At 73.9% G+C, this 21081-nt stretch carries 17 protein-coding genes; 5 read left to right on the top strand and 12 right to left on the bottom strand.

Annotated features, from left to right (window positions below; genetic code table 11):
- Positions 1–51: 51 nt before the first annotated feature.
- The 3 genes from purD to ACX9MN_RS17370 all read right to left on the bottom strand — a co-directional run bounded on the left by purD (position 52) and on the right by ACX9MN_RS17370 (position 3074).
- Positions 52–1326: a phosphoribosylamine--glycine ligase gene (gene purD, locus ACX9MN_RS17380; RefSeq protein ID WP_020095543.1), complete on the bottom strand. Its 1275-nt coding sequence runs from the start codon at positions 1324–1326 to the stop codon at positions 52–54.
- A gap of 109 nt (positions 1327–1435) precedes the next feature.
- Positions 1436–1762 carry a hypothetical protein gene (locus tag ACX9MN_RS17375; protein WP_020095542.1) on the bottom strand — a complete coding sequence of 109 codons (327 nt, stop codon included), beginning with the start codon at positions 1760–1762 and terminating at the stop codon, positions 1436–1438.
- A gap of 85 nt (positions 1763–1847) precedes the next feature.
- Complete coding sequence (locus ACX9MN_RS17370) at positions 1848–3074, bottom strand: oxalate decarboxylase family bicupin (RefSeq protein ID WP_020095541.1); 1227 nt, start codon at positions 3072–3074, stop codon at positions 1848–1850.
- Between the two features lie 205 nt (positions 3075–3279).
- On the opposite strand from ACX9MN_RS17370, the gene ACX9MN_RS17365 reads away from it, so the two are divergent.
- Positions 3280–4548 (top strand): efflux RND transporter periplasmic adaptor subunit, encoded by a 1269-nt coding sequence (locus tag ACX9MN_RS17365; protein WP_020095540.1) that lies wholly within the window; start codon positions 3280–3282, stop codon positions 4546–4548.
- Between the two features lie 147 nt (positions 4549–4695).
- Positions 4696–7125, top strand: a complete 2430-nt coding sequence (locus tag ACX9MN_RS17360; RefSeq protein ID WP_020095539.1) for a membrane-bound PQQ-dependent dehydrogenase, glucose/quinate/shikimate family — start codon at positions 4696–4698, stop codon at positions 7123–7125.
- A 90-nt stretch (positions 7126–7215) separates the two neighbouring features.
- Here ACX9MN_RS17360 and ACX9MN_RS17355 read toward each other — a convergent pair whose 3' ends face one another.
- The 6 genes from ACX9MN_RS17355 to ACX9MN_RS17330 all read right to left on the bottom strand — a co-directional run bounded on the left by ACX9MN_RS17355 (position 7216) and on the right by ACX9MN_RS17330 (position 12940).
- Positions 7216–8151 carry a dihydrodipicolinate synthase family protein gene (locus tag ACX9MN_RS17355; protein ID WP_020095538.1) on the bottom strand — a complete coding sequence of 312 codons (936 nt, stop codon included), beginning with the start codon at positions 8149–8151 and terminating at the stop codon, positions 7216–7218.
- A 115-nt stretch (positions 8152–8266) separates the two neighbouring features.
- Complete coding sequence (locus ACX9MN_RS17350; RefSeq protein WP_020095537.1) at positions 8267–10531, bottom strand: xanthine dehydrogenase family protein molybdopterin-binding subunit; 2265 nt, start codon at positions 10529–10531, stop codon at positions 8267–8269.
- 172 nt (positions 10532–10703) lie between these two features.
- Positions 10704–11747 (bottom strand): FAD binding domain-containing protein, encoded by a 1044-nt coding sequence (locus ACX9MN_RS17345; protein ID WP_020095536.1) that lies wholly within the window; start codon positions 11745–11747, stop codon positions 10704–10706.
- Positions 11744–12238 (bottom strand): (2Fe-2S)-binding protein, encoded by a 495-nt coding sequence (locus tag ACX9MN_RS17340; protein WP_020095535.1) that lies wholly within the window; start codon positions 12236–12238, stop codon positions 11744–11746. The genes ACX9MN_RS17345 and ACX9MN_RS17340 overlap by 4 nt, the downstream gene beginning before the upstream one ends.
- Positions 12239–12354: 116 nt before the next feature.
- Positions 12355–12585: a hypervirulence associated TUDOR domain-containing protein gene (locus ACX9MN_RS17335; protein WP_042673358.1), complete on the bottom strand. Its 231-nt coding sequence runs from the start codon at positions 12583–12585 to the stop codon at positions 12355–12357.
- Positions 12586–12676: 91 nt separating this feature from the next.
- Positions 12677–12940 carry a hypothetical protein gene (locus tag ACX9MN_RS17330; protein ID WP_020095533.1) on the bottom strand — a complete coding sequence of 88 codons (264 nt, stop codon included), beginning with the start codon at positions 12938–12940 and terminating at the stop codon, positions 12677–12679.
- 207 nt (positions 12941–13147) lie between these two features.
- On the opposite strand from ACX9MN_RS17330, the gene ACX9MN_RS17325 reads away from it, so the two are divergent.
- The 3 genes from ACX9MN_RS17325 to ACX9MN_RS17315 all read left to right on the top strand — a co-directional run bounded on the left by ACX9MN_RS17325 (position 13148) and on the right by ACX9MN_RS17315 (position 16669).
- On the top strand, positions 13148–14404 hold the full coding sequence (locus tag ACX9MN_RS17325) for a sensor histidine kinase (protein WP_026605307.1): 1257 nt from the start codon (positions 13148–13150) through the stop codon (positions 14402–14404).
- Positions 14405–14501: 97 nt separating this feature from the next.
- Positions 14502–15635 carry a hypothetical protein gene (locus ACX9MN_RS17320; protein WP_020095531.1) on the top strand — a complete coding sequence of 378 codons (1134 nt, stop codon included), beginning with the start codon at positions 14502–14504 and terminating at the stop codon, positions 15633–15635.
- 89 nt (positions 15636–15724) lie between these two features.
- Positions 15725–16669 carry an alpha/beta hydrolase gene (locus tag ACX9MN_RS17315; protein ID WP_020095530.1) on the top strand — a complete coding sequence of 315 codons (945 nt, stop codon included), beginning with the start codon at positions 15725–15727 and terminating at the stop codon, positions 16667–16669.
- Between the two features lie 788 nt (positions 16670–17457).
- Here ACX9MN_RS17315 and ACX9MN_RS17310 read toward each other — a convergent pair.
- The 3 genes from ACX9MN_RS17310 to ACX9MN_RS17300 are packed head-to-tail and all read right to left on the bottom strand — an operon-like array spanning position 17458 to position 20962.
- Entirely contained in the window at positions 17458–19182 is a 1725-nt protein-coding gene (locus ACX9MN_RS17310) for a DEAD/DEAH box helicase (RefSeq protein ID WP_489725010.1), read from the bottom strand.
- A gap of 9 nt (positions 19183–19191) precedes the next feature.
- Entirely contained in the window at positions 19192–19980 is a 789-nt protein-coding gene (gene cobF / locus ACX9MN_RS17305; RefSeq protein WP_489725009.1) for a precorrin-6A synthase (deacetylating), read from the bottom strand.
- A gap of 43 nt (positions 19981–20023) precedes the next feature.
- Positions 20024–20962 (bottom strand): ornithine cyclodeaminase family protein, encoded by a 939-nt coding sequence (locus ACX9MN_RS17300; RefSeq protein ID WP_100253321.1) that lies wholly within the window; start codon positions 20960–20962, stop codon positions 20024–20026.
- Positions 20963–21081: the final 119 nt, after the last annotated feature.

The following is a 21081-nucleotide window of genomic DNA, read 5'->3' as shown; positions in this document are numbered from 1 at the left end:
GGGAGGGCAGGGTGGGGCCCGGAGGCACCCGCCACGAGCGAGACCGGGGGTTCAGCCCTCTCCCGCCTCCCGCGCCACCGCGCGGAACCCGATGTCGCGCCGGCAGAAACCCTCCGGCCAGTCGATCCGGGCCACCGCCGCGTAGGCGCGGGCCTTGGCGTCCGTGACGCTGTCGCCGAGGGCCGTCACCGCCAGGACCCGGCCGCCATCGGCGAGCAGCTGCCCGCCCTCGGCGCGGGTGCCGGCCTGGAACACGTGAACCCCGTCGCCCTCGGCGGCGTCGACGCCCCGGATCACCGAGCCCCGGACCACGGCGCCCGGATAGCCGGCCGCCGCCATCACCACGGTGAGGGCCGCCCGGTGCGGATCGAATTCCAGGCTCACGCCGGAGAGGTCGCCCTCGCAGGCCGAGAGCAGCGCCGGCACGAGGTCGGAGGCGAGGCGCGGCATCAGCACCTGCGCCTCGGGGTCGCCGAAGCGGGTGTTGTACTCGATCAGCTTGGGGCCGTCGGCGGTGAGCATCAGGCCGGCGTACAGGATGCCGGTGAACGGGCAGCCGCGGGCCCGCATGCCGGCAAGCGTCGGCGCGATGATCTCGGCCATGACCCGGGCCTCGATCTCCGGGGTGACCACCCGGGCCGGGGAATAGGCGCCCATGCCGCCGGTATTGGGCCCCCGGTCCCCGTCGAAGACCCGCTTATGGTCCTGGGCGGTGCCGAGGGAGATCGCCCGCGTGCCGTCGCACAGGGCGAAGAAACTCGCCTCCTCGCCGAACAGGCACTCCTCGACCACGACCTCGGCGCCGGGCTCGGCGAAGAGGCCGGTCAGCGCGTCCTCGGCCTGGTCGACGGTCTCGGCCACGGTGACGCCCTTGCCGGCGGCGAGGCCGTCGGCCTTCACGACGATCGGGGCGCCCTGCTGGCGGACATAGGCCAGCGCCGGCTCCAGGTCGGAGAAGCGCGCGAAGGCGGCGGTCGGGATGTTGCAGGCGGCGCAGAGATCCTTGGTGAACCCCTTCGAGCCCTCGAGCCGGGCGGCGTCGCGGGTCGGCCCGAAGGCGCGGATCCCGGCGGCCTTCAGGTCGTCCACCAGGCCGGCGACGAGGGGCGCCTCGGGCCCGACCACCACGAGGCCGATCGCCTCCGCCGCGCAGAAGGCGGCGACGGCCGCGTGGTCCGTGACCTTGAGGTCCGGCCGGTTGGTCCCGTGGCGGGCCGTGCCGGGATTGCCCGGCGCCGTGAACAGGCGGGTGCAGAGCGGGCTCTGGGCCAGTCGCCAGGCCAGGGCGTGCTCGCGGCCGCCGGAGCCGATCAGCAGGATATTCATGCGCACGCCACCATGGGCCCAGCTTCTGGGGGAAGCGTGCCCGCGGGAAAAGGTTTTTTTCGGGCTTTCCCCGCTCTGCGCGGATATCCCGGCGGCGCGGAGGCCGATGTCAGCAGCCGGTGCAGACGCTCGTGTTGAGGCCGCCGCCCCGCCGCACGATCCCGTTGCGACCGATATGGCGGCCCCGGTACACATCCCCGCGGACACCCCGATAGGGCAGGTAGGGCCCGAAGGAATCGGCCTGGACGTTGCGCTGGAACGTCTGGTTCAGCGTGTTGAAGTCCGAGACCCGTTGCTGGTTGAGCGACCGGATCTGGCCCTGCAGGGCGAATGAGGCGTTGGCGGCATTCGGGTCGTTCTGCTGCACCTGCGCCGAGGCGGAGCCCGCCGGGAGGGCGAGCGCCAGGGCGAGGAGCGCGCGGGACGCGGCACGCATGGGTCCCTCCGTGCGAGAGTCGAGCGGGTTTCGGAAACGCTTGTGCGAGTCGACGCGCCAGGATCGGTCCGGGTTCCCGGGCGCGTCAACCCGGCACAACGGGGGACTTCGTCTCCGGCAGGGCCTCAAGGCGCTCGGGATCCAGCCCGGTATGGGCCTGAACCAGGGGGTGCGGAGTCAGGGCCAGCCACTGCGTCAGGGAGATGTCGGCGTAGCGCGAGCTCTTGAACATCTCCAGGAATGTCAGGGTCGTGTCGCCGGTATTCTCGATGTAGTGCCCCATGGCGAAGGGCACGTAGCCGACGTCGCCGGCCCGGTAGTCGAAGGTGCGGGCCTTCGATTCCGAGCCGAACACCGTCATCCGGCCCTGGCCGGAGAGGTAGTACTGCCACTCGTCGCTGTTCGGGTGCCAGTGCAGCTCGCGCAGCCCCCCGGGCTCGACCTCGACCAGGGCCGCCGCGATCGTCACGGACGCCGGGAACACCGTGGAATCGGTGATGCGCACGCTGCCGCCCCGGGTGCGGACCGGCTCCTGTGCCAGCATACGGTGGCTGAAGGTCTTCGGCACCGGCCCGGAGCCGCCCATCCTGTCGGCCGCGAGCGGGCCGGGTTTCGGGCCGGGGAAGATGTAGAGCTCCTTCTCGGGGATCCTGGCGAAGGCGCTCTCGGGCAGGCCGAAATTCTTGGCGAGCACGTCCCGGGGCGTGTGGGCCAGCCAGTCGGTGAGCAGGAAGGTGGAATCCTCCGAGAAACCGCCGTCGTCGAAGACGAGCAGGAACTCGCACCCGTCGATCCCGTCGGCGGCGAGTCCCTGGATGGCGTGCGGGATGCCGCCCGGGAAGTACCAGAGGTCGCCCGCGCCGACATCGTCCGCGAAGGTGCGCCCGTCCTGGTCGACCGCGGTGATCCGGGCCTTGCCCTTGATCATGTAGGCCCACTCGGATTCCTTGTGCCAGTGCATCTCGCGGACCGCGCCGGCCTTGAGCCGCATGTTGACCCCGGCCATGGCCTTGGAGACCGGCAGCTCGCGGATCGTGGTCTGGCGCGCCCAGCCGCCCTCCTCCAGCCGCATGTGGCTGTCCGCGAAGGACCATTTCAGGTTCGGCATGGTGCCGTGGTCGGTGGCGGGCGGCGCCAGGGTGAACGGCTCCTCGGCGGCGCGGGGCCGGTTCTGCGGGCCCAGGATGTCGGCGCCCTTGCCGCCGCGCTCGGGGCGGGGCGCGGCCGGCCCGGCGGATTGCGCCGCGGCGGAGGATGCCGCCATCGCGCCGCCGGCGGCTGCGATGACGGCGCGCCTGGAGATCTCGGTCATCGTGGATCGGTCCCTGAGTCGGTGGCAGGGAAACCGGTCGCGTGCTCGGAGGATCCGCGGGCGGGCCGGGCTGTGCGCTGCGGCATCTCGCCCGGAGCCCGCGCGCGGTCTATGCATTGAAGACGGCGCATTGAATACGGCACCGCACGCGTCCCGGCCGGGCGCCGAGGCGGCGGTTCAGGCGCGGCGCGACCCGAGGGCGAGGATGGCGGACCGGGACAGTTCAGCCACGGACGGAACCGTCCCGCCCGCCCGCGGCGGCCGCCGGTGGCTCGCCCTGCTGGCGCTGGCGGGCCTCGGCGTCCTCGGATACCGCCTGTGGCCGGACGCGTCGCGCGCAGCGAGTCCGCCCGCCGCCGAGGCGAAGCCGCCGACCGTGCGGGTCGCCGCCGCGGCCCGGGCCTCCGACACCCTGAGCCTGACCCAGACGGGCACCACCCAGGCGTTCGACATCGCGAACCTCTACCCGCGGGCGACCGGCTACATCGTCGAGCGCAAGGTCGATATCGGCTCGCACGTGAAGGCGGGCGACCTGCTGTTCCGGATCAGCGCGCCCGACCTCGACCAGCAGCTGGTCCAGGCCCAGTCGCAGGTGCTGCAGCTCCAGGCGGCACTGATCCAGGCGCGGGCGATGGTGGATCAGGCCGAGGCCAACCGCCACCTCGCCGACGTGACCAACCGGCGGACCTCGACGCTCGCCGGCACCGGGGTCGAGACCCGGCAGAACGCCGACACCTCCCAGGCCGGGGTGCTGGCGCAGACCGCCAACGTCGACGCCGCCAGGGCCGCCGTGAAGGTCGCGGAGGCCAACATCGCCGCCCAGGAGGCGCAGGTCGCCCGGCTCAAGGTCCTGACCGGCTTCGAGGAGATCCGCGCGCCCTTCGACGGGGTGGTGACGGCCCGCAACAACGACGTCGGCGACGCGGTCACGGCGGACACGAATACGGGGGCGCCGCTCCTCACGCTGAACCGGGACGACGTGCTGCGCATGGCGGTGAACGTGCCGCTCTACGCCGCCGACGGCGTCCGCGACGGGCTGGCCGCCACGGTCGAGGTGGCGCAGATCCCGGGCCGGATCTTCCCCGGCACGGTCTCGCGCTCGTCGACGACGCTGCTCTCGGCCGCGCGCACGCTGGTCACGCAGGTCGACATCCCCAACCCCGACGGGGCGCTGCGGCCGGGACTCTACATCACGATCACGCTGGAGATCCCGCGGGTCTCGCCCGCCGTGACGGTGCCGAACGACGCGCTGATCTTCGACCAGCACGGGACCCGCGTGGCCGTGGTCGAGGCGGCCGGGGACGGGGGCGGCGTGGTGCGGATGCGCCCCGTCACGATCTTCCGCCAGACCCGCACGCTCCTGGAGCTGCGCGACGGTCTGAACGGCGGCGAGCGCGTCGTCGTGGGCCCGCCGGCCTCGCTGCGCGACGGCGACCGGGTCACCCTGCGTCCGGAGGACCGGGCCGGAGCGTGAGCGGCGGCGCCCGGCAGCCTTGTCCAGCCTTGTCCAGCCTTGGGACAGCTACGGCGGCGATAAGCCGTCGGGCATGCGGCGGCACCGTGGGGGCTCAGCTTCCGGCGCCGCCGTGACCGGCCGGCTCAGGAAGCGGATACCACCGCCGTGGCACTCGGAACGATAGCGCTGTCGATCGCGCTGCTTGGCCTCGCCCTCGCGAGCTTCGGTCTGACACTGGCCCTCGCGGGCGGGTCCTGGTTCTACGTCGCCCTGGGCTTGGGCGTGCTGGTCTCCGGCGTCGAGCTGGTCCGGCGACGCCAGAACGGCCTCCGGATCTACGCCCTGGTGCTGGCGGCGGCCTTCGTGTGGACGCTCGGCGAGGTCGGATTCGACAAGTGGCAATGGATCCCGCGCGGGGGCCTGCTCCTCCTCGTCGGGCTCGTGCTCTGCCTGCCCTCCGTGGTGCGGCGCCTGTGCGACGCGCCCGAACGGCCCTGGACGCCCGGCCTCGGGAACGGTCCGCTCGCCCTCCGGGTCGTCGTCCTGCTGATCGCGGCCTCGGGCGCCGCGTCCTGGTTCGTCGACCCGGTCGAGACGCGGGGCAGCCTGCCGAAGGTCGCGGGGGCGGGGCCGGCCGCCGTCGATCCGAGCGGCGTTCCCTATCCGGCCGACGACTGGGTCGCCTATGGCGGCACCAATCTCGGCCAGCGCTACTCGGCTCTGGCGGATATCGGCACCGCCAATGTCCGGGGCCTCGCCGTGGCCTGGGAGCACCATACCGGCGACCTGCGCGGCGACAGCCGGGCGGATCCGAAGGAATTCACCTTCGAGGCCACGCCGATCAAGGTGAACGGGCTGCTCTACCTCTGCACGCCGCACAACATCGTCCAGGCCCTGGAGCCCGAGACCGGCCGGCTGGTCTGGGCCTTCGACCCGAAGATGGCGCGGGACGGCCAGTACCAGCACCAGACCTGCCGCGGCGTGTCCTACAACGACTCGGCCGGCTACGCGCCACCCGCCGAGACCGACGCCGACCGGGCCGCCGCCGTCGCGGCCGCGATCGCCGAGTGCCCGCGCCGGATCATCGCGGCCTCGGTCGACGCCCGCCTCTACGCGCTGAACGCCGAGACCGGCGCCCCGTGCAGGACCTTCGGGGCGGACGGGTTCGTCGACCTGAAGGCGCAGATGCCGAACCTCCGGCGCGCCGCCTATCAGCAGACCTCGGCGCCGCTGGTGACCCGGAACCTCATCGTCCTCGGCAGCGCGATCGCCGACAACTACTACGCGGACAACCCCTCGGGCGTGATCCGCGCCTTCGACGTACGCACCGGCGCGATCGTCTGGAAGTTCGACGCCGGCAAGCCCGACGCGACCGCGCCGCTGCGGCCCGGCGAGTCGTACGAGCCCAACTCGGCGGTGGCCTGGACGCAGTTCTCGGCCGACGAGGCGCTGGGGCTCGTCTACGTGCCGTTCGGCAACCGGGCGCCCGATCAGGTGGGCGTGGCCCGGTCGAAGGCGGACGAGGCCCTCATCGACGCCCTGGCGGCGCTGGATCTGGAGACGGGCGCGCTGCGCTGGGCGTTCCGGACCGCGTATCACGACCTGTGGGACCGCGATAACCCGTCCCAGCCGGTCCTCCTCACCCTGCCGCAGGGCGAGGGGACGGTGCCGGCGATCCTGATCCCCACCAAGGTCGGCAACGTCTGGGTCCTCGACCGCCGCACCGGCGCCCCGGTCCGACCGGTCTCCGAGGTTCCGGTCTCGACCCGGACCGACATCCCGGGGGAGACGCCGTCCCCGGTCCAGCCGATGTCGTCCCTCCGCTTCACGCCGGCGCCGCTGACGGAGGCCGGCATGTGGGGCGTCACGCCCTTCGACCAGATCCAGTGCCGCCTCGCCTTCCGGTCGAATCGCTACGACGGCAACCCGTTCACGCCGCCCCAGGCGTCGGAGGGCGCGATCGTCTGGCCCGGCAATATCGGGGTGTTCAACTGGGGGTCGGTGGCGGTCGATCCGGTCCATCACTGGATGATCGCGACGCCGCAATACCTGCCCTACATCTACCGCCTGCTCCCGCGCCCCCCGGGCGAGCCGGAGAGGCGCCTCCTCGGTGCCGATCCCGAGGCGAGCCCGGTCAACGAGAATCTCGGCGGCCGCTACGCGATCTCGATCGCGCACATGCGCTCCGCCCTCGGCATCCCCTGCAGCGCGCCGCCCTGGGGCGTGCGCGTCGGCGTGAATCTCGCCGACGGCACCGTCGCCTGGAAGCGCCGCAACGGCACGGTCGCGGGGCAGAAGGTCGGCGGTCTGGCCGTCCCGCTTCCCCTGGAGATGGGCATGCTGGCCCACGGCGGCACCCTGACCACGGCGGGCGGCGTCGCGTTCACGGCCGCCACGCTCGACGACCGCATCCGCGGCTACGACATGCAGACCGGCGAGGTCCTGTGGACCACGACATTGCCGGCCGGCGGCCAGGCCACCCCGATGACCTATCGCGGCCGGGACGGCCGGCAGTACGTGGTGATCGCAGCGGGCGGGCACGGCTCGCTCGGAACCACGCCGGGCGATTCGGTCATCGCCTACAGGCTCGAGTGAGCCGTCGCGCGCCGGACGCAACCCGGCAGCCGCGGCGGGTTGAGCGAGGGCCCCGGCCTTCCGGCCGGGGCAGGGCGCGGCGGGGGCGGTCTAGGCCGCGAGCCGGGCCCGCGCGTCGGTGCGGGCGAGGCGGGCCAGCAGGTACTCGACCTCGGCCTTCGCCTGCGCGGTCAGCGCCTGCGACGGCTTGCGCTGCGCGTCGGACGAGAAGATCCCCCGGCGCATGAACACGTATTTGCGGACCGCGAGCCCCAGCGGGCCCTGCTGCTGCTCGTAGCGGAGATAGGGGAGGTGGGCGTCGAACAGGTCGTGGGCGGCATCACGCTCGCCGGCCCGGCCGAGGCGGACCACGTCGACCAGCATCTCCGGGAAGGCGTAGCCGGTATTGGCCCCGTCGGCGCCGCGCTCGGTCTCGAAATCGAGGAACAGGCCGCCGTTGCCGACCAGGATGGAGATGTGGCGCATCGAGCCGTCCGCCTCGAAGCCGCGCAGCGTCGAGATCTTCTCTAGTCCCGGCCAGTCCTCGTGCTTGAGCATCACGCAGGAGGGGTTCTCCGACACGATCCGGCGGATCACGCCGGGGGTCATCTGGACCGAGAAGGTGAGGGGATAGTCCTGAAGCACGAAGGGCACGTCCGGGCCCACGGCCTCGGCGGCATTCCGAAAATAGCCGACCACTTGGTCGTCGGTGCGGAGCGTGTTGGGCGGCGCGATCATCACCCCGGCCGCGCCCAGCTCCATCACCTCCCGGGCGAGCGACCGCATGGCCGCGAAGCCCGGCGCCGTGACCCCGACGATCACCGGCAGCCGTGTGCGCCCGAGGACGCGCCGCGCCACGGCGATTCCCTCCGCGTGGTCGAGCTTGCCGGCCTCGCCGAGCTGGCCGAGGATCGTCAGGCCGTCGACGCCGGCCGCCCCGAAGAAGTCGGTCATCCGGTCGAGGGAGACCTCGTCGATCCGGCCGTCCGGATGGAACGGGGTCGGCGCGATCGGGACGACGCCGCCGATGTCGCTGGTGAGGGGCATGCCGGTCTCCGCGCTGCTGCGGCGGCCGCCGGCCGCCGGGTGGCATGCCCCATACTAAAAAAACCCGGGCGGCGCGACGCGCCCGGGACCGGTTCCACGCGACCGGAGCGCTGGATCAGCCCAGCAGCTTGTCGAGGGTGATCGGCATCTCGCGGACCCGCACGCCGGTGGCGTGCCAGACCGCGTTGGCGATGGCGCCCACCGTGCCGGTGATGCCGATCTCGCCGACCCCCTTCACGCCCAGGTTGTTCACCACCGCGTCGTCCTCGTGGACCAGGATCGCCTCCATGGCGGGCACGTCGGCGTTCACCGGCACGTGGTACTCGGCGAGGTTGTCGTTGAGGAAGCGGCCGGTGCGCGGGTCCATCTCGGCCCGCTCGTGCAGGGCGAAGGACAGGCCCCAGATCATCCCGCCGTAATACTGGCTCTGGACGAGGCGCGGGTTGATCACCCGGCCCGCCGCGAAGGCGCCGACGAGGCGGCTCACGCGGATCTGGCCGAGATCGGGATCGACCTTCACCTCGGCGAAGACCGCGCCGTGGGCGTGCATGGCGTAGGAGGCCTGCGCGGCCGGGTCGGCGCCGGCCTTGCCCTGGCCCTCGATGCGCGACCGGCCGGCCCGCCGGAGGATGTCGGTGAAGGACTCGCTCCGGCCCGGGTCGTCGCGCCGGGTCAGACGCCCGCCCGCGGCGGTCACGCCGGCATTGCCGGCGCCGTAGAGCGGGGAGGCGGGGTCGTTGGTGGCGAGCTCCGCGAGCTGCCGGATCACGTCGCCGGCCGCCGCGTGGACCGCGCCGCCCGCCGTGGCGGTGTGGCCCGAGCCGCCCGCGATGCCGGCATTCGGCAGGTCTGACGAGCCCATCCGGAAGGTGAGGGCGTCCATCCCGATCCCGAGGCCGTCGGCGGCGATCTGGGCGAGCGCCGTCCACGAGCCCTGGCCCATGTCGATCGCCCCGAGCTCCACCGTGCCGGTGCCGTCGGCGCGGATCTCGGCCCGGGCCATCCCCTCGAAGATCAGCGCCGGGAAGGTAGCGGTGCCCATGCCGGTGCCGACCAGGAACCCGTCCCGGTCGCGGGTCTGGCGGGGCTGCAGCGGGCGACCGACCCAGCCGAAGGCCTCGGCGCCGCGCCGGTAGCAGTCCCGCAGGGCCTTCGAGGAGAACGGCTTGCCGGTGATCGGCTCGACCTCGGCGTAGTTGGCGAGCCGGAACTCCAGCGGGTCCATGCCGAGTTCGTGGGCCATCTCGTCCAGCGCGCTCTCCAGGGCGACGCTGCCGGACGCCTCGCCGGGCGCGCGCATGAACAGCGGCGTGCCGGTGTCGAGGCGCACGGCCTCGTGCCGGATGGCGATGGCCGGGCTCGCGTACAGGGTGCTGGTCGCCCGGCCCGCCGGCTCGAAGAAGTCGTCGAAGCTCGACGAGGCGGTGCGGATGTGGTGGTCGAGGGCCGTCAGCTTGCCGGAGGCGTCGGCGCCGAGCCGGAGGGTCTGCCGGGTCGGTCCGCGATGGCCCATCGGGCCGTACATCTGGGTCCGGGTCGGGACGAGTTTCACCGGCCGGCCGACGAGCTTCGCCGCCATGCAGGCGAGCACCTGCGGCCCGGCGGGGACGCCCTTCGAGCCGAAGCCGCCGCCGAGATAGGGGCTCTCGATGTGGATGTCGTCGGGGCCGATGCCGAACAGCCCGGCGAGCCTTGCCTGCGACATGGCGAGCGCCTGGGTCGGCATGAACAGCGTCAGCCGGTCCCCGTCCCAGCTCGCCACCGCCGCGTGGGGCTCCATGGCGTTGTGATACTGGGCCGGCGTCTCGTAGGTGGCGGCGATCGTCTTGGACGCGGCCGCGAGTCCGGCCTCGACGTCGCCGTCCGTCTCGACGGGCGGCGCGCCGACGCCGACCGAATCCGGTGTGAAGGCCTCGCCGGAATCGAGCCCGATCCGCGGCGTCTCGGCCGCGTAGGTCGGGGCGAGCAGCCGGGCGCCCTCGGTGGCCGCCTCCAGGGTCTCGGCGATCACCACGGCGATGGGCTGGTTGGCGTAGCGGACGCGGTCGTTCTGCAGGAGGTCGAGGCGGAACGTGAACGGCCCGTCCTTGGCGTCCGGGTCCTTGGCGAGCGTCGGGGCGTGCCCCGGCCGCATCACCGCGACGACGCCGGGATGCGCCTCCGCGGCGGCCACGTCGAGGCCGGTGACGCGTCCGCGGGCGATCCGGGCGACGCAGAGCGCCGCGTGGAGGGTTCCGGGCGGCAGGTTGTCGGCGGAGAAGCGGGCCTGGCCCGTCACCTTGAGCGGGCCGTCGCGCCGGGTCAGCGGCTGGCCGATGCTGGAGCCGTGCCGGATCGCGCCGGCGGGGAGATTCGAGGCGGGCGTGGAGGTCGCGGTCATGCGGGTCTCCTCAAAGGGTTCCGGTTGAAGCCTTCGGTTGCGGTGACCCGCTCCGTCATCACGAGCGCAGCGAAGTGACCCAGGGCAGCGCGACACCGGGCATCGTGGCGCCGCCTGGGTTGCTTCGCTCCGCTCGCAAAGACGGCCCTGGAGCCGCCGACCGGGGGCAGGGTCAGACGATGCCGAACGGGGAGGCGGGGAGGGCCGGGATCCGTGCGGGCGTGCCCGCGGCGGCCTGGGTCAGCGCGCGGATCGCCACCCGGCGGGCGAGCTCGACCTTGAAGGCGTTGGCCTCACCGGTGGGCTTGGCGCCGGCGAGCGCGGCCTCGGCGGCCTTCGCGAAAGCCTCGGGGGAGGGTGCCTGCCCGGCGAGCGCGGCTTCAGCCTCCGCCACCCGCCAGGGCTTGAGCGCCAGCCCTCCCAGGGCGAGCCGGGCCTGGCCGATCCGGCCTCCGGCCTCCAGGGTGAGGGCGGCCGCCGCCGAGACCACCGCGAAGGCGTAGGAGGTGCGATCGCGGACCTTGAGGTAGCGGGCATTGCCCCGGAACGCGGCCGCCTCGGGGGGCAGGCGCAGGGCGGTGATCAGCTCGCCGGCCCGCAGCTCGGTCTCCCGCTCCGGGTGGTCGCCGGGAAGGTGGTGGAACGCGGTGAGCGGCACCTCCCGGGCACCGTCCGGCCCGGCGATCTCGACCACCGCGTCGAGGGCGGCGAGCGGCACGCAGAAGTCGGACGGGTGGGTGGCGATGCAGTGCTCGCTCCAGCCCTGGACCGCGTGGATGCGGGTGGCGTGCCCCAGGGCCGCGCAGCCGGAGCCGGGCGCGCGCTTGTTGCAGGGCGAGACCGCGTCGGTGAAGTACTGGCAGCGGGTGCGCTGCATCAGGTTGCCGCCGACCGTGGCGGCGTTGCGCAGCTGCGCCGAGGCGCCGGCCAGCAGGGCCTCGGCCACCATCGGGTAGGCCTTGGCGAAGGCCGGGTCGTGGGCGAGGTCGCTGTTGCGGACCAGGGCCCCGACCCGGGCGGTGCCGTCCGGCAGCCGCTCGATGGCCGAGAGGCCGGGGAGGCGGGTGATGTCGACGACCCGCTCCGGGGTGGCGACACCGCCCTTCATCAGGTCGACGAGGTTGGTGCCGGCGGCGAGGAAGGCGGTGCCCGGCTGCTGGCCGGCCGCCACGGCCTCGGGCACGCTCGCGGGGCGGATGTAGTCGAAGGTCCTCACGCCGCGTCCTCCCGCTGCTCCGAGGTCCGGGCGGCCGCGTCCTGCACGGCGTCCAGGATCCCCGCGTAGGCGCCGCAGCGGCAGAGATTGCCGCTCATGCCCTCGCGGATGCGCTCCGGATCGGTCCCGGCCTGGCCCTCGCGGATCAGGCCGACCGCGCTCATGATCTGGCCCGGCGTGCAGAAGCCGCACTGGAAGCCGTCATGGGCGATGAAGGCCGCCTGGACCGGGTGCAGCCGGTCGCCCTCGGCGAGCCCCTCGATGGTCAGCACCTCGGCGCCGTCGAGGCTCGCGGCGAGGGTCAGGCAGCTGTTGATCCGGCGCCCGTCCACCAGGACCGTGCAGGCGCCGCACTGGCCGCGGTCGCAGCCCTTCTTGGCGCCCGTCAGACCGAGGCGCTCGCGCAGGAGATCGAGGAGGGTGACGCGCGGATCGTCGAGGGCGATCTCGCGCGGCTGCCCGTTCAGGGTGAGCCTGAGGGGAATGGTCATGCGGGGGTCCCGGCTTCCAAGGCTGGAACCGTTACAGATAGCCGCCGCCCCGCTTCCGGCGAGACCTTAAGCAGAAAGCGATGTGCGCAAGATCACGGCACGCGAAGGTTGCGCGCTTACGCCGACTTGACCCGGACCTCAGAGGCCGATTTCAGCACGGTCTTGCCCTTGGCGGTCTTGATCTCGAGGGCGGGCTCGGCCTTTGAGGCTTCGCGCTTCACCGTGTTGCCCTTGATGGTCTTTTCCACGTCCCGCGTGTGGACCTTGGTCACCTCACCCGAGACGGTGCCCTTGCCCCATTTGTAGGTGACGTCGTCCCCGGTCTTCACCTTCGCCTTGGCGGTCATGCGCGTCTCCATCGTGGATATGGGCGTGGATGCGGGGAAAGGCGCCCGGCGGCGGGCGCGTTCCCGGGTTTCCACGGCCGGGATGCCGCACTCAGCGGCCGACCTCCCGGCGCAGGGCGGTGACCATCGTCTCGACCGCCGCCTGCGCGGTCTCGCCGAGGTCGATGGCGCTCTCGCCGGCGGTGACGAGGCCGCGCCCCTCCAGCTCCTTCACGCCCTCCGGGTCGGCCTCGTGGCCGGCGCCGTCACGGCGGATCACCGAGGTGACCGTCTCGCCGCTGACGAGCCGGTGATAGGCCGCGAAGGCGAGGATCGAGAGGGCCTTGTCGGAGAGTCCGTTCAGGTCGTCGGCCATGCGTGCGTTCCTCCGCGCGTTTCTCCACGCATTCGTCGAAGCGTGCTCGACGGACGAACGCCGTACGGGGCCGGGGGGTCCGGGCGGCCGCCGGGGTGCGACGACACGTGCGACGACACTCGCGGCGACGGGTGCGAGGACGGGTGCGCTCCTCCGGGCGACGACGCTTCGCGTCGGGGCCACCTTCCTGCTACCCTGCCGCCCTCCATGACTCCGCAGACCGACCAGACCGAAGTGGAACCGAGCCCCGAGCCGCGCCGCGCGCCCGCGCCGCCCGATCTCGACTATCGCCTGCGCCAGCAGGCGATCCTGTCGGAGTTCGGTGTCGAGGCCCTGCGCGGCACCGATGTCGATCACCTGCTGCAGCGGGCCGCGGAGCTGTGCGCGCAGGGCATGGGTGCCGAGTTCTGCAAGGCCCTGGAATATCGGCGCGGCGCCGACACCCTGCTGGTCCGGGCCGGTGTCGGCTGGGGGCCCGACGTGATCGGCAAGGCCCGGATCGGGGCCGATCTCGCCTCCCCGGCCGGATTCGCCCTCAAGACCGGCCGGCCTGTGATCTCCAACCACCTCGCGGACGAGACCCGGTTCCGCACGCCGCAGCTCATGGCCGAGCACGGCATCCGCCGGGCGATCAACGTGCTGATCGAGAACCGGGACGGCGCCTTCGGGGTGCTGGAGGTGGACGACACCCGCGAGGGCATGTTCGCGGAAGCCGACATCGCCTTCATGCAGGGCTTCGCCAACCTGCTCGGCGGCGCCATCGAGCGCCAGCGCACCGAGAGCCTGCTGCGGGCCGCCCTCGCCCGGCAGGACCTGCTCGCCCGCGAGATGAGCCACCGGGTCAAGAACAGCCTCGCCATCGTGGCGAGCCTCCTGGCCCTGCAGGCCCGGGCCGCCGAGGAACCCGCCGTTCAGGCGGCTCTGTCGGACGCGCGCAGCCGCGTCGAGGCGATCGCGGGCGTGCACGACCAGCTCTGGCGGCAAGGTGACAAGGTAGAGGGTGAAGGGGAGGGGGTGCCGGGCGAGCTCGACCTCGCGCCCTTCCTGGAGAAGCTGGTGGCCAACCTCGCCAGCGGCGTGCCGGGTCAGCGGCTTACCTGCACGGCCTGCCCGCAGCGGATCTCGGCCGACCGGGCGATTCCCATCGGCCTCCTGGTCAACGAACTCGTCACCAACGCGCTGAAATACGCCTACCCGACCGAGACGCACCCGGCGGGCGGCGAGATCCGGGTCCGCGCCGAGCGGCGGCCGGAGGGGCTCGTGGTCGAGGTTGCCGACGACGGGATCGGCCTTCCGGCGGGGTTCGAGATCGGGCGCAGCTCGAAGAGCCTGGGCATGCGGGTGGTCGGCAGCCTCACACGCCAGCTCGGCGGCAGCCTGACGATCCCGGCCCGAGAGAAGGGCGCCTGCTTCCGCCTGGAAGTGCCCCTGGAGGTAACCCCGGAGGCGCCCCCGGCCGGCTGAGCGTGGGGCGCGCCCCGACGACGGGGCGGGGACTGGACAATGGCCCTACCCCGCCGCGATCGAGGTGCGACGGGCGCGGCGAGACAGAGCGGATGCAGTGACCGAGAACAGGACGACGGCGGCGCTCCTCGCCGAACGGCTCCACGCCTTTCGGAGCCTCGGCGACAATTGCGAGTTCGGGTTCGTGCAGCGCTACGGCGGGGTCGAGCCTTCCGGCCTGCTGCGCTTCTCCTACACGCCGATGGAGGACCTGATCCGCGGCCTGCGCTGCGGCTTCGCGGATTTCGGCGTGCCGGGCGACCTGCGGCTCTCCGTGAGTTCCGGCGGCACCTATTACTGCCACAGCGTCGCCTACAACATCTGGGCGAATACTGGGCACCCGGCCGGCTCGATCGAGCCGGAGGTGCTGCTGGAGCGGGAGTACGGCCGGCTGGCCCATCTCAAGCGCAAGCTGCTGGACGAGCTCGCCGACGGGTCGAAGATCCTGGTGCGCAAGGTCGGCCGCGACGAGCCCGAGGCCGATTTCGCCCGCCTGGCCGAGGCGGTCCGTGCGCACGGGCCCGCGACGCTGCTCCGCGTGACCGAGGCCGGGCCGGACTGGGTTCCCGAGCCCGCCCGGCGCGTCGCCGACCGGCTGATCGCGGGACGGGTCCGCCGGTTCGCGCCGGTGGAGCAGGCCTGGGAGGTCGATCTCGAACCCTGGATGCACCTCGTGGACAGCGTCTACGCGCTGGAGCGCGGCGCGGCACCGACCCGCCTCGACGCCGCCGCCTTCCCGGAGGCGCTGGCGCTCCCGGGGCGCCTGCGCCGGCATGTCGGCCGGCACCGGGCGAAGGCTCTGAGCGCCTACACGCGGGCGGTGAACCCGGCCGGCTTCCGCGCCGACACGGTCCACGTGTTCTCGAGCTGGGTTTGGATTCCGGAGGACTTCGCCGGGGACCGGGTCTTCGCGGCGGCCGGCTACGCGCGGCTGGGCTGGCGGGACGCCGACCTGTCGCGGCGCCGGTGCTGGCAGCGCGTCTGGGCGGCGGGACGGCTGCGCCCCGACGCGGCGCGGGAACCCGTCGGGCTCGGCATGATCGGCACGCGGCGGGACGGGTTCTGGTCCGCCGGGGCCCGCTTCGCCGAGGGGCCGATCCCCGGCGATGAGCCGGCGCCGGACCTGCGGATGCCGCCGGTCCGGTTCCCGGGGCGGGATCTCCTCGGCCGGCTGCTGCCGCGGGTCCTGTAGACCCGGACCGGCGCCCCACCGGGAACCGATCCGGCACGGCGGTCTTGCCTACCGGGCCGCACGGGACCGCGCCCGTCGCGAGGGGGCCCATGCCCGGTTTCGTGCCCGACCGCCGCTCTCTGCTCCTCACCCTGGCCGCGGGTTCGGCCGTCCTGTCCGCGCGGGGGGCCGACGCCGTCGGGGCACCGGAGCGGATCCCGCTCTGGCCGGGGGAGCCGCCGGGCGGCGGCGGTCCTCAGGGTCCGCCGGTCCGCGACGACAGCGGCGCCGTGAAGAACGTCGCCGTGCCGGTCCTGGAGGTGTACGCCCCGGAGACGCCGACCGGCGTGGCGGTCCTCGTCGCCGGCGGTGGCGGCTACGCCCGGATCGGGATGGTCAAGGAGGCGCTCCCCGCCGCGCTCTGGCTCGCCGCGCAGGGTATCACGGCCTTCGTGCTCACCTACCGCCTACCGGGCGAGGGCTGGGCGGCGGGCCCCCTGGCGCCGCTCCAGGACGGGCAGCGGGCCCTGCGCCTGATCCGCGCCGCGGCCGCGCGCTTCCGGATCGACCCGGCCCGCGTCGGCGTGCTCGGCTTCTCCGCCGGCGGGCACCTCGGCGGCCTCATCGCCGCGCGCTCCGCGTTCCGGGCCTACGACCCCGTCGACGCGGCCGACGACCTGTCGGCGCGGCCCGACTTCGCGACGCTGATCTACCCCGTGGTGAGCCTGGAGCCGCCCTACGACCGCACGACCACCCGGCGGTCCCTCGTCGGCGAGACCCCGAGCCCGGCGGCGAGCCGGGACTGGTCGCTCCAGACCCATATCCGGTCCGGTTGCCCGACACTGTTCCTCGTGCAGGCGGACGACGACGCGGTCATCAGCCCGGAGCACAGCCGCATCCTGGACGCGGCCTGCCGCGAAGCGGGCGTACCGGTCGAGTACCACCGCTTCGCGGTCGGCGGCCACGGTTTCGGGATCGGCCGGTCGGAGGCGCCGGTCGCCCTCTGGCCGCGGCTCTGCCGGCTCTGGCTGACCAGCGTGTCGGTGATGCGCTGACGCGGTGCGCGCACCGCCGGCCTGGATGGCCCCGCCGGGTTGGCCATCCGGCTCGGGAGCCGTCAGACCGGTAGGGCAGGGGACCGGTGAGCCCGGCCGGACGCGCAGGTGCCCTCGCCCGCGCGGACAGGACCGCGCCGGGCGCGTCGGAGATCGCCGCCGGGTTCGCGGGCGGCCAGGCCCGAAGAGCCGGGCAGCCACCGCGCGCGACGCTGAGCTAGCCGGAGCGCCGCGGCAGCGCTCGGCCGTGCGTCGTTCCAGTCCGTCCGCCGCGGGGAGGGGCCTCCGGCCCCTGACCCGACCGCCCTGCCCGGGAGCGTCGGACTTCGGCGCCCGTCGGCCCCTTCGTCCCCGCGCCCGCCGTGGCGATCACGCCGCGTCGCGCGCGACGACGGGCACGTCGCGGCCCGGGTCGGAGCCGAACATGCCCGGCGGCGGCGCACGGCCTTTCAACCCTGCGGCCTCGACCTGACGTCCGATCAGCAGCCCTGATCCAACCGCGCGGCCTCCAGGTCGAGGCGCCCAGCACCCGACAACCCAGCCCCCACAGCTGCTGCCTTGTTCGCATAAGATATATTATGGAATGCAGCGAGAAAATCGGGCTGGGTGAGGGGTGGTCCGCCGGCTGAGCCGCTGTGAGTGGCCGGCTGCGAGCCCGGATGGGATCTCGTCTCCGGCCGCCTCCGGATCCGGGCGGTGCGGCCCGGCGTCGAGGCCCGCTCGGCTCGGCGGCATCCGGATCGGGCGAGGGCGGTCCGAGCCCCCTCCCCGCCGCGACTCGCGCCGCCTCACGCGGCGCGCTCGCCCAGGCGGCGCACGTCGCCGAGGATCCGGCCATCCCGGGTCCGACAGTCGATATGCTCCGACAGCCGGCCCGGCCGGATCCGGATCGAGGCCGGCCGGGCCAGGAGCGCGGCGCGCTCCAGGAATTCCGCGGCGCTCATCGGCGCGTCCCGGCCGCCGCCGAGGCCGCGCCACCAGGACACCGCCTTCTCCCGCTCGTAGCCGCTGCGTTCGGGCCGCAGGCGGACGCGCCACGCCGCCTCGGCGGGGCCGTCCCGCCAGCCGAGGACGAGGTCGAGCCCGTCGGGTGCGGCCTCGAGCTTCAGGGCCGTGACCGGATGCCAGGCGGCCTCCTGCCGAGCAGCCTCCTGCCCGCCGGCCTCCGCCGCCGGGGCAGGGCCCGCCGGCTCGGGACCGGGCAGCCCGGGATCCGCCGAGAGGATCGCCAGCTCGTCGTCGGCGGCGGCCTCGTGCGGGGCCTCGGCGTCCGGGTCCGCCTCCGGCTCGGTCCAGCACGCCTCGCAGGTGGAGGCGTTCAGCGCGATCAGGGCGCCGCAGCCGGGGCAGGGCTTGGCGCGCGGGGCCCCTGCCCCGCCCAGTCCCTGGGTGGCGCTCCGGACCGTCACGGCGTCCACGGGCCCGTGCATCCGCACCAGACCGGCGTAATCGAGGATCAGCGCGTCGGCCTTGCCGGGCGCGCAGCGCAGCGCCCGGCCGACCTGCTGCACGTAGAGGCCGGTGCTGCGGGTCGGGCGCAGCAGCGCCACGAGATCGACCTCGGGCACGTTGAAACCGGTCCCGAGCACGCCCACCGAGGTCAGGCAGCGGATTTTTCCCGCCCGGAACGCCGCCACGATCCGGTCGCGCTCCCGGCGGGGTGTCTCGCCCGAGACGCTCTCGCAGGAATACCCTTCCGCCCGCACCGCGTCGCGCACGGCCTCCGCGTGGGCGAGGCCGGCGCAGAAGGCGAGCCAGGCCCGGCGGGCACGCCCGTACTCCGCGAGCTCCGCGACCGCCGCCCGGGTGATCCAGTCGCGGTTGACCGCCGCCTCCAGCTCGCCCGGGATGTAGTCGCCCCCGCGCCGGCCGACGCCCGAGACGTCGAGCTGGGTGAGGGTCGCCTTGGAGACGAGGGGCGCCAGGAAGCCGCGCCGGATCAGCGTGAACGTGTCGGCCTCGTAGGCGATGCCGGAGAACAGCCGGTGCTCGCCTTCGTCGAGCCGGCCCGAATCGAGCCGGTAGGGCGTGGCCGTGAAGCCCGCCACCCGCAGCCCGGGGGTCCGCGCGCGCAGGCCCGCCAGGAAGCGGCCGTATCGGGTATCGGCGGCGCGGGGGATCAGGTGGGCCTCGTCGACGATCACGAGGTCGCGCGGGCCCACCGTGTCGAGCCGGTCGGCCACCGACTGGATGCCGCAGACCAGCACCTGCGCCCCGGCCTCCCGCCGCCGGAGCCCGGCCGAGAAGATCCCGGCCGGCGCCCCCGGCCAGGACCGGGTCAGCTCGGAGAAATTCTGGGCGACCAGCTCGCGGCTGTGAGTGACGATCGCCACCCGGGCGAGGGGGTTCTCCTCCAGGGTCTCCCGGGCCAGCGCCGCGATCACGAGCGCCTTGCCCGCCCCGGTGGGCAGCACGATCAGGTGGCCGGGCGCCGCGTCGTCCGCCCCTCCCCGCGCCCAGGCGGCCGAGAGCGCGTCGAGGCTGGCGCGCTGGTAGTCCCGCAGGCGCAGCATGGCGGCGGTCTAGCCGGCCGCGCCGGCCCTGTCCGTGGCGGCGCGGTCACGGCGCAGCAGGTAGATGTCCATGATCCAGCCGTGCCGGGCCCGGGCCTCGGCGCGGACCCGGCGGATCTCCTCGCCCGCGTCGCCCAGCCGGCCCGAGACCAGGATCTCGTCCGGGCTGCCGAGATAGGCGCCCCAGTGGATCGTCAGGTCCGGGTCGAGATGCGCGAAGGCCGGGTCGCCGTCGAGCATCACCACGACGCTCTCCGCCTCCGCCGGCCACCCCGCGGCGAGGCGCCGGCCGGTGGTGATCAGCACCGACCCGCCGATGCCGTTCAGCGGGACGCCGTGGCGGGCGGCGAGGACCTGCACGCTGGACAGCCCGGGCACGACGAGGCGCCGGAACGGCACGCGCCCGCGGGCCAGGATGTGGTCGAGGATGCGCAGGACGCTGTCGTAGAGGGCCGGGTCCCCCCAGGCCAGGATCGCCCCCACCTCCCCGGCCCCGAGATGGGCCGCGAAGGCCGCCTCCAGCCGCTCGGCCCGGGCCGCGTGCCAGGCCTCGACGGTGCGCCCGTAATCGGCCGGGCGGCGCTCCCGGGGCGGGTCCTCGACGGTGACGAACCGGTGTGGCTTGGCGATATGGGCCGCGCAGATCCGGCGGCGGATCGCGACGAGGTCGGCGGTCTCGGCGCGCTTGTCGAGGACGAACACCGCGTCGACGTCGGCGAGCGCCCGCACCGCCTGGAGGGTCAGGTGCTCGGGATCGCCCGTGCCGATGCCGATGACCCGGATCTGCCTGTCCTGCATGCCGTCCTCCGCCGGGGCGGGGAGGGCCGGCGCCGGCCTCCCCCTACAGGCGCGCGTCGGCTTTGGCGAGGATCGCCCGGGCGATGGTCAGGTCCTGCAGGGCGATGCCGGAGGAATCGAACACGGTGATCGCCTCCGGATCCGTCCGGCCCCCCTCCCCGCTCCGGAGCACGTCGCCGAGCGCCCGCATTCCGGCCTGGGCGTCCGCGGAGGCGTGCTGGAACTCGCCGATGGTGCGCGACTGCTCCGGCAGGTCGCAGAACAGGGCCGCGCGCTCCAGCAGGGCGGGGGGCAGCTCCTGCTTGCCCTTGGCGTCCGCCCCCATGGCGGCGACGTGCGTGCCGGGGCGGACCCAGTCGGCCTCGAACAGCGGCGCGCGGGCCGGCGTCGCCGTGACGATCACGTCGGCCGCCGCGCAGGCCTCCCGGGGCGCGGCCGCCCGCACGTCGAGCCCGGACGCCCCCTGCCCCGCCAGGCGCTCGGCAAAGCCCGCGACCTTGGCGGCGTCCCGGGCGACGACCAGCACCGTCCGGATCGGCAGGACCCGGGCGAGCGCCGCGCACTCGAACTCGGCCTGGTTGCCGGCCCCGAACACCGCCAGCACCGCCGAGTCCGGCCGCGCCAGGACGCTCGCCGCCACCGCGTCGGCGGCGGCGGTCCGGTAGGCGTTCACCCGCCCGGCCTCGATCACCGTGTCGACCCGGCCGACGGCCTGGTCGAACAGCAGGATCACCGAATTGTGCCGCGGCAGGCCCCGATCGGGATTGCCGGGCCAGAACGAGCCGACCTTCAGGCCGGCATAGTCCGCCGTGGAGCCCGACTTGATCGAGAACCGGTTGGCCGGCTCCGAGCCGTGGCCGAGCACCGCCGGGAACAGGGTGGTCCCCGGCGCCACCGCGGCGATCAGCGCCTCGCGGGCCGCGTCGAACGCCATGGCGTGATCGACCAGGGCGGCGGAGTCCTCCTCGGAGATGAAGCGCATGGATTCAGGGACCTCCCGAGTCATGGTTTCGAAAGGTCGAGACCTTTCGCGGGTATCGGGCGGAGCCCGATGTCGGGGCGCCGCCCCGACGCCCCGCCGAAGGGCCTCGGCCCTTCGGA

It is taken from the genome of Methylobacterium sp. 1A (genome assembly GCF_058072805.1).
The sequence above is the reverse complement of the archived record's forward strand: the minus strand, read 5'-3'. Positions and strand labels throughout refer to the sequence as shown.